The following is a 14186-nucleotide window of genomic DNA, read 5'->3' on the forward strand; positions in this document are numbered from 1 at the left end:
CCATTCAAATGGGGAGGTGTCGGCGTCTTCGCCGACGGAGGGGTCATGGCCCTACCGAATATCAATTTCGACTTCGACCATCATGCCGGGCGTGAGCGGCTTCGGCATCTGGACCATGTCGATCTTGACCGGCATTCGCTGGGTGATCTTGGTGAAATTGCCTGAGGGATTGGGCGTCGGCAGCAGCGCGAAGCGCGCCGTCGTGGCGCTGCCGATGCGTGCCACGCGGCCCACGAACGTGTCGTTGGGATAGGCGTCGACCGAGACGCGCACCGTCTGGCCGAGCTTCAGCTTGCCGATCTGCGTCTCCTTGATGTTGGCCTCGACCCAGACCTCGTCGGGATTGTGCAGCAGCAGGATGCGCTGGCCCGCCGCCACATATTCGCCCGGCAGCGTGAAGGTGCGGTCGATCACGGCCGGGATCGGGCTCTTGATCGTGCGGTCCTCGACATCGACCTGCTGCTGGCGCATCTGCGCCGCCAGCACCGCCACCTGGTGGGTCAGCGCCTCGATCTGGGCGTCGATCACGCCGAGCCGATCATGGCCCACTTTCGCTTCAGCCAGGCTACCCTCGGCCTGCTCATGCTCGGCCTGGAGCTGCAGGATCTGGATCTCGAGCTTCGTCACCAGCGCCTGCGCCACCTGGAGTTGCCGCTCGTTGACGACACGGCTGGCGAACAGCGTCTTGCTGCGGTCGAGCTCCAGCTTGGCGAAATCGAGATCGGCGCGCAGGGCGGCCAGCGCCTTCTCGCGGACCGTGATGATGGACGTGCGCGTGCGCATCGAGGCATCGGCCTGGTTCTGATCGAGCTTGCGCTCGGCGCGCAGCCGCGCCCGCTCCACCCGCACGCCTTCGATCTGCGCTTTCAGGCCATCGACCCGCAGCTTGGCCGCGCGGTCGTCGATCCTGACCAGCGTCTGGCCCGCCTCGACCCTCTGGCCCTCGCGCACCGCGAGGTCGACGATCCAGCCCTCGGCGCGGCTCGACACCGTCACGATGTCGGCGGTCACTCGGGCGTCGTACTCGTAGACATGCGTCAGCCGCAGATGGAGTTCTCGGCCGCCATAGATCAGCGCGCAGAGCAGCACCAGGCCGACGGCGATGAAGCGCGGTCGCAGAAGGACGCGGACGAGGCCGGACGCCCGACTCACACGCTCGCGCGGCATCACGCCGATCGCGGGGGAGGCAGGAGACGATTTCAGGGCGGGCGGCGGCACCGACTGATCCACGACTTACCGTGCCGTTCTCAACCGGGGATTCGCGCTGCTGTCATGAAAAAAGCATACGGCCGAAACAATCGGCGGGCCAACGATCTTCACGCGGGAAGCCGACAGGCTGCACCGCGCCGGACGCATGACGGCTCGCCGTTCCGCATCCGTGCTCGCCGCCCTTGCCAAAACGGACCGTCGGGCGGACGCTGGAAAGACAGCCTGCCCGTCGCCATTCGCAGAGCAAAAATCCAACCAGGACCGCCCCATGCCCGATGCTTCCCACGCCTCCTCACCGCGCCAGCTCGACGTCGCCATCGTCGGCGGCGGTCTCGGCGGTCTCTATGCCATTCATCGCCTGCGCAAGCTCGGGCTCAAGGTCCGGGCCTACGAAGCCGGTTCGGGCATCGGCGGCACATGGTTCTGGAACCGCTATCCGGGCGCGCGCTGCGACGTGGAGAGCCTCGAATATTCCTACAGCTTTTCAGACGAGCTGCAGCAGGAGTGGAAATGGCCGGAGCGTTACGGCACCCAGCCCGAGATCCTGAAATACATCAACCATGTCGCCGACCGCTTCGACCTGCGCCGTGACGTGCAGCTCAACACCCGCATAAAGACCGCCACCTTCGACGGCGCGACCAACGAATGGACGCTGCGCACCGAAGGCGGCGAGGATATCCGCGCGCGCTACTGCATCATGGCGGCGGGCAATCTCTCGACGCCGCGCGTTCCGAACTTCAAGGGCATCGGGAGCTTCAAGGGCAAATGGTACCATTCGGGCCTGTGGCCGCATGAGGGCGTCGACTTCACCGGCCTGAGGGTCGGCGTCATCGGCACTGGGTCCTCGGGCGTGCAGATGATCCCGCTGATCGCCCGGCAGGCCAAACACCTGCATGTCTTCCAGCGCACCGCCAACTTCAGCCTGCCGGCGCGCAACGCACCGATGGAGGAAGAGCGCGAGAGCCGCCACAAGGCCGAATATCCTGCGCGCCGGCGTGCTGCCTACGACACGCCCTTCGCGATCGGCGGCTATCCGCGCCCGACCCAATCGGCGCTCGACGTCACCGAGGAGGAGCGCAACGCCGCCTACGAGGCCAAGTGGCAAGAGGGCGGCAGTATCAGCTACCTCTATACCTACACCGATCTGCTGGTGAACAAGGAGGCCAACGACACGGCGTCCGAATTCGCGCGCAACAAGATCCGCGGCATCGTGAAGGACAAGAGGACGGCCGAGCTGCTGGCGCCCAAGGACCACCCGATCGGCACCAAGCGCCTCTGCCTCGATACGAATTATTACGAGACCTACAATCGCGACAACGTGGTGCTGGTCGACGTGCGCTCCGCTCCGATCCAGGAGATCACCGAGAAAGGCGTGCGCACGGCCGAGGCCGATTACGAACTCGACGTCATTGTCTTCGCCACCGGCTTCGACGCCATGACCGGCGCGCTGCGCGAGATCGACATCCGCACCAGCGACGGCGCGGTGCTGGCCGATCACTGGGAGGGCGGTCCCCTCACCTATCTCGGCCTGATGGTCTCGGGCTTCCCCAACATGTTCGTCGTCACCGGGCCCGGCAGCCCCGGCGTGAAGACGCAGATGATCGCCTCCATCGAACAGCATGTCGACTGGATCGCCGACGCGATCGACCATCTCGGCAGGCACCAGCTCGACCGCATCGAGCCCTCGCCGCAGGCCGAGAGCGAATGGGTCGGCCACGTCAACGCGGTGGCCGACAGCACGCTCTATCCCCTGGCCAACTCCTGGTACGTCGGCGCCAACATCCCCGGCAAGCCGCGCGTGTTCATGCCCTATGTCGGCGGCTTCGACCGCTACAAGCGGCACTGCGACGAGATCGTGGGCAAGGGCTACGAGGGCTTCACCTTGAGCCGCCACAAAGCAGAAGTGGCGTGAGCGCCACCTACGTCCATCACCGCATCGACGCCGCGCCGCGTCGATGGCAGGCCGTCGCCGCCCGCCTGTCGGGCGACGGCGCGCGCCGCATTGCCGAGGCCGGCGGCCAGCTCTACGGCGCCTGGCGCAGCCAGATCGGCCGGCCGCGCGACGAGGTGCAGGCGATCAGCGTCTGGCCGCACGGCATCACGGCCGCCGCTGCCGAGCACGTCCTGGTGGCGGACAAAGCCGACATTCGCTCCACGACCAGCGAGACCATGGTGCCGACGCTGCGTCCCACCGACACCGTTCCGCCGACGCGCCAGGGCAACTATGCCTTCCGCTGGTTCGCGGTGCCGGAACCGCACTGGCCGGAGTTCCTCGACCTCTGCGCCGCCGCCTGGCCGGGCTTCGAGGGCGCCTACGATTCCCAGGTCGTGGGTCTGTGGCAGGCGACCGGCGACCGCACCGTGACCGCTCCTGACGAGGTCACGGGCGCGGGCCTGCACGGCGGGGTTCGGAGCCTGCTGCTCACGCGGCGGCCGAATCTGGCGATGTGGGAGCGCTCGAAGCTGCCCGAAGGCGAGGCCGAGGCGGCGGTGCGCGACAAGCTCAGTCGCCGCTACGATCTCTGCGACTGGACGGTCGTCTCGACTGCGACGCTTCTCACCGCCATCGACCGTGCGGATACCGCCCGCTGGACTTGAGGGGCGCCGCCCCCTATTTCCCGCCGTCATGCCGACGCTGCGTTCCCTGGACGACCTCGAACGCGAGGGCCTGCTGTCGCCCGATCCGCGGCTGCAGGACGCCGCGCAATCGATGGCGATCGCCGTCACCCCGGAGATGGCGGCGCTGATCGATCGCGCGAATCTCGCGAACGACCCGATCGCGCGGCAGTTCGTGCCGAGCGGGCAAGAGACCGAGATCTCGGCCGCCGAACTGGCAGACCCGATCGGCGACGAGGCCCGCTCGCCCGTAAAAGGCATCGTCCATCGCTATCCCGACCGCGTGCTGCTGAAGCCGCTGCATGTCTGTCCGGTCTATTGCCGTTTCTGCTTCCGACGCGAGAAGGTCGGGCCGGGCGGCGAGGCGCTGTCGGCGGGGGAGCTGGCGGCGGCACTGGCCTATATCCGCGCGCGGCCCGAAATCTGGGAAGTGATCCTGACCGGCGGCGATCCGCTGATGCTGGCGCCGCGGCGGCTGGCCGAGCTGATGAACGCGCTGGCCGCGATCCCGCACGTGGCAATCGTGCGCCTGCACAGCCGCGTGCCGATCGTCGATCCCGAACGGGTGAGCGACGAACTCGTGCGGGCGCTGCGGCCCGGCCGCGTCGGAGTCTGGCTCGCGGTCCATTGCAATCACGCCCGCGAGCTGGCGCCCCCGACCCGCGCGGCGCTGGCGCGGCTGGCCGATGCCGGCCTGCCGCTGATGGGCCAGACGGTCCTGCTGAAGGGCGTGAACGACGATATCGAGACCCTAGAGCAGCTCATGCGCGCTCTGGTGACGGCGCGGGTGAAGCCCTATTACCTGCACCATCCCGACCTGGTGCGCGGCACCGGCCATTTCCGCGTGTCCATCGAGCAGGGGCAGGCCCTGATGCGGGCGCTGCGCGGCCGGCTCTCGGGCCTTGCCCAGCCGACCTACGTCCTCGACGTGCCCGGCGGCCACGGCAAGGTACCGGTCGGCCCCGCCTATCTCGCGGACGATCCCCAGGCGATGACCGTCGAGGACGCGTTCGGCGGGCAGCATCGCTACCCGCCGGCCTGACGTCCCGACATTAGATTTTCTCTAGGTCGTCCTCAGCGACGGCCCGTCGTCGCCAACGCCGGACGCACCGTGCGGGCCTGCGGCGCGGCCAGCTCCTCGATCAGCCACTCCTCGAACGCTTTCGTCTTCGGACGGCTGACCGACGCCGGCGGACAGACGAACCACCAGGCCTTGCCGCTGTCGACGATCTGCTCGAACGGCTGGAACAGGCGACCCTCCGCCAGCTCCTCGCGGAAAAGTTGTGGCGGCCCCACCGCCACACCCGCACCTTCCATCGCCGCTTCCACCGCGATCATCGTCGAGTCGAAGGTGAGCACGCGCTTGGGCTTGAAGTCGCCGAGACCGACGGCGCGCAGCCAGATCGCCCATTCGGGATCGTGCGTCATGTCGATGAACGGCACGCGCTTCAGGTCGTCGAGCGTCTTCAGCTTGTCGCGATAGCGCTTGCCGCACAGCGGCGTCAGCACGTCGCTGAACAGCCTCGTTGCATGCAGATCGGGCTCCGGCTGCACGGTGAACCGAATGGCGCAGTCGACATCCTCGCGGGCGAAGTCGACGCGCTTCTGGCTCGTCGTCATGCGCACCTCGATCTCGGGATGCTTGGCCTGGAAGCGATGCAGGCGCGGCACCAGCCATCCCAGCGCGAAGGTCGTGACGAGGCTGACGTTCAGCGTGCCGGAGTTGGCCTTGCGGCCGACCCTCTCCAGCGCGTTGGTCATGCGATCGAACGCATCGCGCAGGTCGGGCAGCAGCGCCTCGCCTTCGCTGGTGATCTCCAGCCCGCGCGGCCGGCGCACGAACAGGGCGACACCGAGCTTCTCCTCGAGTGCCTTCACCTGATGGCTGACGGCCGCCTGCGTGACGTGAAGCTCCTCGGCGGCATGCGTGAAACTGGCGTGACGGGCAGCGGCCTCGAAGGCGCGCAAGGCGTTGAGCGGCAGTTGCGACCGGCTCATCTTGGACACACGCTCATAGAAATTCTATGCCTCCCCTGAGCTTTCATCCTTTGCAAGTATCCACAGGATACAGCAAATACGGGCTAGAAACGAGGCGCAACTGCCGATCCCCGGCCTCATCGCCTCAAGCGGAGCTAAGTCATGTCGATCGTATCCAGCGCGCGGGTTTCCCACGCGAGCGCCCCTTCCTTCTCGTTTGGCCGCGCCGTCGCGCTGCTGGCGGGCTCGGTCGTGGTCGGGATCGAGAAAGTCATGACCCGAGCCGAGCTTGCCCGTTCGCGAAATCAGCTGGCCCAGCTGGACGAGCGACTGCTGCGGGATATCGGTATCGACCGCGCCACCGCCCGGTTCGAGGCCACCAAGCCTTTCTGGTCCTAGACCGGAATTGCCGGCGGGCGCCGGATAGAGCAGGTTCGGGTCGTGGTGCTTTGATGGCGCCATGACCCAACACCCTCTTTCGTTCCCCGCCGTGGCCCTCGCCACTTCCCTTCTTCCCGACCTGGAAACCTGCTGGCACGCCGTCCAGCGGCGCGACCGCGCCTACAACGGCCGGTTCTGGTTCTCGGTCAGGACGACCGGGGTCTATTGCCTGCCGTCGTGCGCGGCGCGTCCGCCGTTGCGGCGCAACGTCGACTTCCACGCCTCGCCCGAGGCGGCGGAGGCGGCGGGCTTCCGTGCGTGCAAGCGGTGCAAGCCACGCGATTGGCAGGCTGATCTGGGCCTGAGCCAGCCGGTGGCGCGCGCCTGCGAACTGTTCGACGCAGCCGATGCCGACACCCCGCCGTCGCTGGCCGAGGTGGCGCGCAAGGTCGGCCTGTCGAGCGGCGCGCTGGGCAAGCGCTTCCTGGCCGAACTGGGCGTCGCCCCGCGCGACTGGCTGGTGGCGCGTAAGCGCGAACGCTTCCGCAGCGCGCTCCGCGGCGGCGCCAGCGTGGCCGACGCGATCTATGGCGCGGGCTACGGCTCGCCCAGCCGCGTCTACGAAAATAGTGACAAGGCGCTCGGCATGACGCCCGCGACCTACGCCAGGGGCGGGGCCGGTGCGCACATCGACTACACCACCGTGGATTCCGACTACGGCCGCGTGCTGGTGGCGGCGACGCAGAAGGGCATAGCTGCGGTATTCCTGGGCGACGACGATCGATCGCTCGAGAAGAGCCTCAAGCAGGATTTCCCGGCGGCCGAAATCACGCGCAACGACGACGTGCTCGGCCCCCGCGTGAAAGGCGTCCTGTCGCGGCTCTACGGCCGCAAGCCCTCGGCCCTTGATGCGCCCGACGTGCCGCTCGACATCGTGGGCACTGCCTTCCAGTGGAAGGTGTGGAAGGCGCTGACGGAGATCCCGGCCGGCGAGACCCGCACCTACGGCGAGATCGCCCGGCAGATCGGCGCGCCCCAGTCGGCCCGCGCCGTGGGACGCGCCTGCGCCACCAACCAGGCCGCGGTGGTCATTCCGTGTCACCGCGCCGTGGGATCGAGCGGTGCGCTCACCGGCTATCGCTGGGGCGTGGCCCGCAAGGAACGGCTGCTGGCCGAGGAACGTCGGCGCAGCAGCAGGTAGAAAGCACCCGTGCCGCCGTGATGGGCGTGGGCGGCCCGGACCGCCCGCACCCGGTCGCGGTTGTCGCCGCGATTGAGCCAGCCCACGAACTCCGCCCGGATGCGCCCGTCGATCGTGCGCTCGCCTTCGCGGCGCAGGCCCTTGCCCGTCACCACGAGCACCACGCGCAGATCCTGCGACGATACTCTTTCGAGAAACCGCGTCACCGCCCGCTCGGCCGCCGCCAGGGTCATGCCGTGCAGGTCGATCGTCGCTTCCGGCACCAGCTTGCGCCGAGACAGCGCCCGCGACACGTCGCGGTCGAACTGGCGGCCGTCGGGCGACAGGTCGGGCGTGCTCGGCCGGACGGGCAGCGGCCGCGGCTTCGGCGCGGTGGCGACCGCCTGCCGGCCCGCCGCCGGCTTCGAAGCCCCGGCCTTCGCCTGGGACTTCGACTCCACTGCCAACGCGGGCACCCGCGACGCGGCCGCGCGATTGCGCTTGAGCGGCTTCACGCCGGCCATCGCCGCTACGAACAAGTCGAGGTCCTTGACCATGCCATTTCGTCTAGCCTTGGCCGTGGGGCGGGTCTACACAGCCCGGCATGGCGATCGCGCCCCCTTCCCGGCCTTCCGGCCCGCCTCAACCCGACCCTGATCTCCAGACCGGCCTGCAGTATCTGCGCGCCGGCTGGTACGACCGCGCGGAGCCGCACTTCCGCAGCGCCATCGTCCGCTTCGGGGAACGTCCAGACATCCTGCATTACCTCGCCGTCTGCCTGTCGCAGCGCGGCGCGGTGAAGGAAGCCGAAGGGCTTTGGCGCAAGGCGGTCGCGAAAGACCCCAGCGAGCCGATGCTGATCTACAATCTCGGGCTCGCCGCCCGCCGGCTCGGCAATCTCGACGAGGCGGCCCGGCGCTTCCGCGACACGATCCGCCGCGCGCCCACCCATGTCGAGGCGCGCCTGGCGCTGGCCTCCATCCATATGGACATGGGCCGCTTCGCCGCCGCCGAGCGCGAGCTGTCGGAATTCGTGGGCAACGTCGATCGCGCCATCCATGAGCATGGCACCGAGACGCTGAAGCCTCTGCAGGCGCGGGCCCGCAACATGCTGGGCTATGCGCTCTACCGGCTGGGCCAGCATTCCGCGGCCATCGAAGTGTTCGACATGGCGCTGCAGGACGCCGGCGACAATGCCGAGCGCCGCGGCCAGATCCTGGGCGACCGCTCGCTCTCGCTGGCGGCCCTCGGCCACTATGACGAGGCCATCGCCGAGGCCGGCCGGGCGCTCGAACTGGCGCCGAACAGCGCCACCCTGAACCACACGATGGGCTTCGTCCTCTATTTCAGCGGCCGCCCGAGCGACGCCATCCCGCTCATCGAGAAGTCGCTGGAGCTCGATCCGGCTTTCACCGTCGCCCTCAACACGCTGGCACTCGCCCGGACGGCGGCCGGCCAGACGGACCAGGCGACCGACATCCTGAAGAAGGTCCTCGAAAGAGACCCGCACGATCAGGACAGCGTTCTCCAGCTTTCGAACCTGTACGTGCAGCTCGGCCGCTTCGACGAGGCCATCCAGGTCCTCGATCCGTACCTGAAGGCGGTCTCGGGAGATGCCCGCGCCCTGAACAACCAGGGGCTGGCGCTGCTCGGCCTCAAGCGGTTCGACGATGCGCGGCGTATCCTGAAAAAGGCCGCCAGGCTAACCCCCGACGATCCGTTCGTGCAGACCAACTTCGGCCGCGCCCTGATGGGTCTCGGCCGGGCAGCGGAAGCGCGGTCGCATCATGAACACGCGCTGCGCGGCCTGCCGGGCGACAGCCGGCTTCTGGCGCATTACGGCATCTGCCTCGCTGCCTTGGGCGAGCGAGACCGAGCTCGCGAGACGCTCGATGCGGCGCTGGCTGCCGATCCCAACAACGAAGAGGCGTTGCTCGCCCGCGCCGGGCTCGACACATGAGCGACGGCGCCGACCGCCTGGCCGAAGTCTCCGGCCGCATCGCCGAAGCCGCGCGCGCGGCAGGACGTTCACCGTCGGACGTCACCCTGGTCGCCGTTTCCAAGACGCACGGCGCGGACCGGGTCCACGAACTGCTGGAGGTCGGCCATCGCGTGTTCGGCGAGAACCGCGTGCAGGAGGCCGAGGGCAAGTTTCCCGAACTGAAGGCGGCCTGGCCGAATCTGGAGTTGCACCTGATCGGCCCGCTGCAGACCAACAAGGCGCGCGATGCCGTCGCTCTGTTCGATGTCATACAGTCGGTCGACCGCGACCGGCTGGCCGCGGCGCTGGCCAAGGAGATGGAGAAGCTCGGCCGCCGGCCGGACTGCTACATCCAGGTCAATACCGGCGAGGAGCCGCAGAAGGCCGGCATTCTCCCGAAGGACCTCGACACCTTCGTCGCGCTGTGCCGCGACCAGTACAAGCTGCCCGTCGTCGGCCTGATGTGCATCCCGCCGGTCGACGAGGAGCCGGCGCTGCATTTCGCGCTGCTGGCCAAGATGGCGGCCCGCAACGGCCTCGCCAGACTCAGCATGGGCATGAGCGCCGACTACGAGACGGCCGTCCGCCTGGGCGCCACCCATGTCCGGGTCGGCAGCGCCCTCTTCGGTTCGCGGCCTCCACTGCAACCCGCCGCATAGGCCTGCGCCAATCGCGCGGTCAGGGCGCGATCTTCAGATCCAGGATCAGGGGATGGTGGTCGCTGCCGATGTCCGGCCCCACGCGACGACTGACGATGCCGATGCCGGCGCTGACCAGCGCATGGTCGATGGGCAGGCCGATCCCGGTATTTGCCAGCCGCCAGGTCGAGATGGATGGCGAGGTACGCGGGCGCTCGGCGGGCAGGACGTTGGAGTCCCACAATCCGCTTTGCGTTATCAGCCGTTCGAACACCGGCGAGAACGGCGTGAGGTTGAGATCGCCGACCAGCACGACGCGCTCGCCCTTGTCGAGATGCCGGCGCGCCACGGCGGCGGCATGAGCGAGTTGGCGGTCGCGGGCCTCGGTCCACGACCGTCCGGGCCGCCAGGCATGCAGGCCCAGCAAAGTGAAACAGCCTGAGTCCGCCGGACACAGCCGCGCGACCATCAGCGGGGCATGTTCGCCCATCGTCCGGTCGAATGTCAGCGACTCGGGTGGCTTCCTGGCGAGCAGCATCACGCCGAACACGTTGCCGCGCGGCGGCGGGGACTGGAAAGGCAGAAGCTCCCGCACGTCGCGCAGCACCGCGTCGTGTGCGGGGTCGAGTTCCGTGAACACCGCGATATCGGGCTTTTCCGCCTCGATCAGGCGCCGCAGGGCGGCGAGATCGGTGTTGGCATGATGAAGATTGGCCCAGAGGAGGCGCACCACCGGCCCCGGCTGGGGCTGGAGGTCGGTCGGCGGCAGGTGCATATGCGGCCACACGACCGCGAAGCTCGCCGCGGCGACCAGCGCGGACAGCCCGGCGGTCCACCACTGCCGCAGGACCAGCGCCGCCAGGACAAGCAAAAAGCCGATGAGCAGGAAATAGACATTGAAGTGGGTCAGCAGCTCGAACGCCCAGTGCCGTGTCGCCAGCCGGGACAGGGCCGCCACCAGCGCAAGACCGACGACGGACATGGTCACGACCGGTCGCAGGACGTTTAATGCGCGCTGTTGCCCCTTCATCGACCCCACTGTACATGGCCGCCGCGCATGCCCGAACTTCCTGAAGTAGAAACCGTCCGGCGAGGTCTGATGCCGCGCCTGGTCGGCCGTCGCATCGTCCGGCTGCAGCAGCGCCGCCGCGACCTGCGGGTCCCACTCCCCACGAAGTTCGCGTCCCGGGTCGAGGGCCGCACCGTCACCGGCATCGACCGGCGCGCCAAGTACCTGCTGATCCGGCTGGACGACGGCCAGACCCTGATCGTCCATCTCGGCATGTCGGGCCGCATGACCCTGTACGATGCCGAGACCGCGGCCAGCCATCCGCTCGACCGGCACGACCATGTGGTCTTCGACATGGACGATGGCTGGCAGGTCCGGTTCAACGACGCCCGCCGTTTCGGCCTGATGGTGCTGGTGGCCGACGAGGCCGTCCCCTCGCACAAGTATTTCAAGAGCCTGGGGCCGGAGCCGCTGGAAGACACCTTCACCAGCCAGGTGCTGTCGGCACGGCTGGCCGGCCGGAAGACGCCGATCAAGGCGGCGCTTCTGGACCAGAAGACGCTGGTCGGCGTCGGCAACATCTATGCCTGCGAGGCGCTGTTCCTGGCCGGCATCTCGCCGCGCCGCTCCGCGCATACGGTCAAGGGCGAGCGCGCCGACCGGCTCGTCGAGGCGATCAAGCGCGTGCTGCTGCGGTCCATCGAGGATGGCGGCTCGACCTTGCGCGATCACGTCCAGCCCGGTGGCGAGCTGGGCTATTTCCAGACCCGCTTCAACGTCTACGACCGGGCCGGAATTGCCTGCCCGACGCGCGATTGCGGCCAGACCGTCCGGCGGCTGGTGCAGGCGGGCCGTTCGACCTTCTATTGCGCGCGCTGCCAGCGCTAGCTAACCAAGATCGGGGCCGCGATACGGCGCCAGAATTCGACGTGAGGAGGAAGACGTGACGGCTGCCTACGAGAACATCCAGACCGAGACCAGGGGCCGGGTCGGCATCATCCGCCTCAACCGTCCGAAGGCGCTGAACGCGCTCTGCGCCGATCTGGTGCGCGAGCTCGGCCAGGCGCTCGACGCATTCGAAGCCGACGCCAACATCGGCTGCATGGTCCTCACCGGCAGCGACAAGGCCTTCGCCGCCGGCGCCGACATCAAGGAGATGAAGGAGAAGACGTACCAGGACGTCTTCCTGCAGGACTTCATCACCGTCGGCTGGGAGAAGGTCAGCCAGGTCCGCAAGCCGATCGTCGCTGCGGTGGCGGGCTATGCTCTGGGCGGCGGCTGCGAGATGGCCATGATGTGTGATTTCATCATCGCTGCGGACAATGCCAAGTTCGGCCAGCCCGAGATCACGCTCGGCACGATTCCGGGCGCCGGCGGCACGCAGCGCCTGCCGCGCTACGTCGGCAAGTCGAAGGCGATGGACATGGTCCTGACCGGCCGCATGATGGACGCCGCCGAGGCCGAGCGGTGCGGCCTGGTGAGCCGCGTCGTGCCCCTGGCCCAGCTCATGGACGACGCCATCGCGACCGCCGAGAAGATCGCCGGCATGTCGCTGCCCGCGACCATGGTCGCCAAGGAGGCGGTCAATCGGGCCTTCGAAACCACCCTTTCGGAAGGCGTTCGTTTCGAGCGCCGGACGTTTCACGCAACTTTTGCCTTCGACGACCGGTCCGAGGGCATGGCGGCCTTCGCCGAAAAGCGCAAGCCGGGCTGGAAACACCGCTGATTTGGCGGTTTTGGCGCGCTTGACCGGCCCTCATGCGGCCCGTATAAGCGCGCCCTTCGAATAGCGAGGACTATCATGGCTAATCACAAGTCGGCCGAGAAGCGCGCCCGCCAGACCGAGCGCCGCACCGCCGTGAATACGGCGCGCCGCAGCCGCGTGCGCGGTTCGGTGAAGAAGGTCGAGGAGGCGATTGCTTCGGGCGACCAGAAGGCCGCCCAGGAGGCGCTCCGCGCGGCGCAGCCGGAGATCCAGCGCGGCGCGACCAAGCGCATCGTGACCAAGAACGCCGCGGCCCGTCGAGTGTCGCGCCTCTCGGCGCGTATCAAGGCGATGGCCTGATCGCTCTCGCCACCTCGCTGCAGAGTTTGTGAACGCCGCTCCTACGAGCGGCGTTTTCTTTTGTGCGATGACGGACTCGAAAAAAAATCTCGGCGCGATTCGACAATGAATGTTTGGTCGTCGATTGGCCGAACGACATACGATTCGGATTTATCGAACGATGCGCATCGCCAAGCGCTAGATGTTGAGACCCCGTTCGCGATCGACGATGCGCAAAATCGGTTCGACCAACTTGTCAATCGAGCAACGTCGCGAAGTGTATGAATAGCGTGCGGTGTTCGTCGTGTGATTCGTTTGCGCGCTTCGGAGAGTCTGGATAAGAGTCGGGACATCGCGGTGGGCGTGGGGCGCTGGATCGCGAGCCAGATGGAGAAGAGGGGATTCCTCTCCATCGCAACGACGAACGAGGGAGACAGGTACACAACGCTTCGCAAGTTCGACGACAGAAAGAAGATGAAGCGTCCCATAAGCGACGCTCGCTGAAAATCCCTCGTCATCTCTTGCCGTGTTGTGTGTCGCCTTCGAGCGCTGGCTCGCCAGACAACGCCTCGCTTCGACGAATGAAAGCGGGGGCCATGTCGAACGACAACGAGATCGCTGGCGCATACGAAGTGACCCCCGCGGCCGGCTACACCGGCGATGTGACTCCTGCAGTAGCGTGGAAGATTCTCGGCGAACGGAAGGACGCGATCCTGATCGACGTCCGCACACGCGCCGAGTGGAACTATGTCGGCGTTCCCGACCTCGCCGGCCTGGACAAGAAGCCGGGCCTGGTCGAATGGCAGGTCTTCCCGGCCATGCAGGTTAATCCCGAGTTCGTCGCCACCCTGACGGGTGCTGTGGCGGACAAGGCGACTCCTTTGCTTTTCTTGTGTCGGAGTGGCGTTCGTTCGGTCGCGGCGGCGAAAGCCGCAGCCGCAGCCGGCTACAGTACGTGTCTCAATGTGGCAGACGGCTTTGAGGGGCCTCTCGATTCGCACGGCAAGCGCGGTGCGGCGGGCGGTTGGAAGGCAGTGGGGCTTCCCTGGAGACAAACGTGAACAAAATCCAAGCGCCGTTCCAAGGCGACAATAACGCGACATATCAAATGAACACCGTGGCGGGGGCAGATATGGAAGAAATTGCGGGCC

General features: G+C 67.5%; 15 protein-coding genes. 11 read left to right on the forward strand and 4 right to left on the reverse strand.

The features are described 5' to 3' along the window. Nucleotides 1-51 precede the first annotated feature (51 nt). Nucleotides 52-1218: an HlyD family secretion protein gene (locus tag KQ910_RS05025; RefSeq protein ID WP_216957379.1), complete on the reverse strand. Its 1167-nt coding sequence runs from the start codon at nucleotides 1216-1218 to the stop codon at nucleotides 52-54. A gap of 259 nt (nucleotides 1219-1477) precedes the next feature. On the opposite strand from KQ910_RS05025, the gene KQ910_RS05030 reads away from it, so the two are divergent. From KQ910_RS05030 to KQ910_RS05040, 3 genes are read left to right on the forward strand one after another with little or no spacing between them, the layout of a single operon-like run. Continuing rightward, a complete protein-coding gene (locus tag KQ910_RS05030) occupies nucleotides 1478-3121 on the forward strand; it encodes a flavin-containing monooxygenase (protein ID WP_216957380.1) in 1644 nt (547 codons plus the stop codon). Beyond that, entirely contained in the window at nucleotides 3118-3807 is a 690-nt protein-coding gene (locus tag KQ910_RS05035; RefSeq protein ID WP_216957381.1) for a hypothetical protein, read from the forward strand. Before KQ910_RS05030 ends, KQ910_RS05035 begins: the two co-directional genes overlap by 4 nt. A 28-nt stretch (nucleotides 3808-3835) precedes the next feature. Continuing rightward, on the forward strand, nucleotides 3836-4867 hold the full coding sequence (locus KQ910_RS05040) for a lysine-2,3-aminomutase-like protein (protein WP_216957382.1): 1032 nt from the start codon (nucleotides 3836-3838) through the stop codon (nucleotides 4865-4867). A 32-nt stretch (nucleotides 4868-4899) separates the two neighbouring features. Here the strand turns inward: KQ910_RS05040 and gcvA are convergent, their stop codons facing one another. Next, on the reverse strand, nucleotides 4900-5823 hold the full coding sequence (gene gcvA / locus KQ910_RS05045; RefSeq protein WP_216957383.1) for a transcriptional regulator GcvA: 924 nt from the start codon (nucleotides 5821-5823) through the stop codon (nucleotides 4900-4902). 141 nt (nucleotides 5824-5964) lie between these two features. Between gcvA and KQ910_RS26665 the strand changes: the two genes are divergently transcribed. Next, nucleotides 5965-6201, forward strand: a complete 237-nt coding sequence (locus tag KQ910_RS26665; protein WP_229600325.1) for a DUF1127 domain-containing protein — start codon at nucleotides 5965-5967, stop codon at nucleotides 6199-6201. A gap of 61 nt (nucleotides 6202-6262) precedes the next feature. Beyond that, nucleotides 6263-7384 carry a bifunctional DNA-binding transcriptional regulator/O6-methylguanine-DNA methyltransferase Ada gene (gene ada / locus KQ910_RS05055; protein WP_216957384.1) on the forward strand — a complete coding sequence of 374 codons (1122 nt, stop codon included), beginning with the start codon at nucleotides 6263-6265 and terminating at the stop codon, nucleotides 7382-7384. On the opposite strand, the gene KQ910_RS05060 is transcribed toward ada, so the two are convergent. Continuing rightward, complete coding sequence (locus KQ910_RS05060) at nucleotides 7318-7920, reverse strand: Smr/MutS family protein (RefSeq protein WP_216957385.1); 603 nt, start codon at nucleotides 7918-7920, stop codon at nucleotides 7318-7320. The genes ada and KQ910_RS05060 overlap by 67 nt on opposite strands. A gap of 47 nt (nucleotides 7921-7967) precedes the next feature. On the opposite strand from KQ910_RS05060, the gene KQ910_RS05065 reads away from it, so the two are divergent. Beyond that, nucleotides 7968-9323, forward strand: coding sequence for a tetratricopeptide repeat protein (locus tag KQ910_RS05065; protein WP_216957386.1), 1356 nt, complete (start codon nucleotides 7968-7970; stop codon nucleotides 9321-9323). Next, entirely contained in the window at nucleotides 9320-10003 is a 684-nt protein-coding gene (locus KQ910_RS05070; RefSeq protein ID WP_216957387.1) for a YggS family pyridoxal phosphate-dependent enzyme, read from the forward strand. Before KQ910_RS05065 ends, KQ910_RS05070 begins: the two co-directional genes overlap by 4 nt. 19 nt (nucleotides 10004-10022) lie before the next feature. Here KQ910_RS05070 and KQ910_RS05075 read toward each other — a convergent pair whose 3' ends face one another. Beyond that, nucleotides 10023-10964, reverse strand: a complete 942-nt coding sequence (locus tag KQ910_RS05075) for an endonuclease/exonuclease/phosphatase family protein (RefSeq protein WP_229600593.1) — start codon at nucleotides 10962-10964, stop codon at nucleotides 10023-10025. A gap of 75 nt (nucleotides 10965-11039) precedes the next feature. On the opposite strand from KQ910_RS05075, the gene mutM reads away from it, so the two are divergent. The 4 genes from mutM to KQ910_RS05095 all read left to right on the forward strand — a co-directional run bounded on the left by mutM (nucleotide 11040) and on the right by KQ910_RS05095 (nucleotide 14096). After that, the gene (gene mutM / locus KQ910_RS05080) at nucleotides 11040-11879 is read left to right on the forward strand and encodes a bifunctional DNA-formamidopyrimidine glycosylase/DNA-(apurinic or apyrimidinic site) lyase (RefSeq protein ID WP_216957389.1); all 840 of its coding nucleotides are present in this window, start codon (nucleotides 11040-11042) and stop codon (nucleotides 11877-11879) included. Nucleotides 11880-11934: 55 nt separating this feature from the next. Then, the gene (locus KQ910_RS05085) at nucleotides 11935-12717 is read left to right on the forward strand and encodes an enoyl-CoA hydratase (protein WP_216957390.1); all 783 of its coding nucleotides are present in this window, start codon (nucleotides 11935-11937) and stop codon (nucleotides 12715-12717) included. Nucleotides 12718-12792: 75 nt separating this feature from the next. Continuing rightward, nucleotides 12793-13056: a 30S ribosomal protein S20 gene (gene rpsT, locus KQ910_RS05090; protein WP_216957391.1), complete on the forward strand. Its 264-nt coding sequence runs from the start codon at nucleotides 12793-12795 to the stop codon at nucleotides 13054-13056. A gap of 575 nt (nucleotides 13057-13631) precedes the next feature. Further along, on the forward strand, nucleotides 13632-14096 hold the full coding sequence (locus KQ910_RS05095) for a rhodanese-like domain-containing protein (RefSeq protein WP_216957392.1): 465 nt from the start codon (nucleotides 13632-13634) through the stop codon (nucleotides 14094-14096). Nucleotides 14097-14186 lie beyond the last annotated feature (90 nt).

The sequence above is a fragment of the Reyranella humidisoli genome (assembly GCF_019039055.1).
GTDB lineage: Bacteria > Pseudomonadota > Alphaproteobacteria > Reyranellales > Reyranellaceae > Reyranella > Reyranella humidisoli.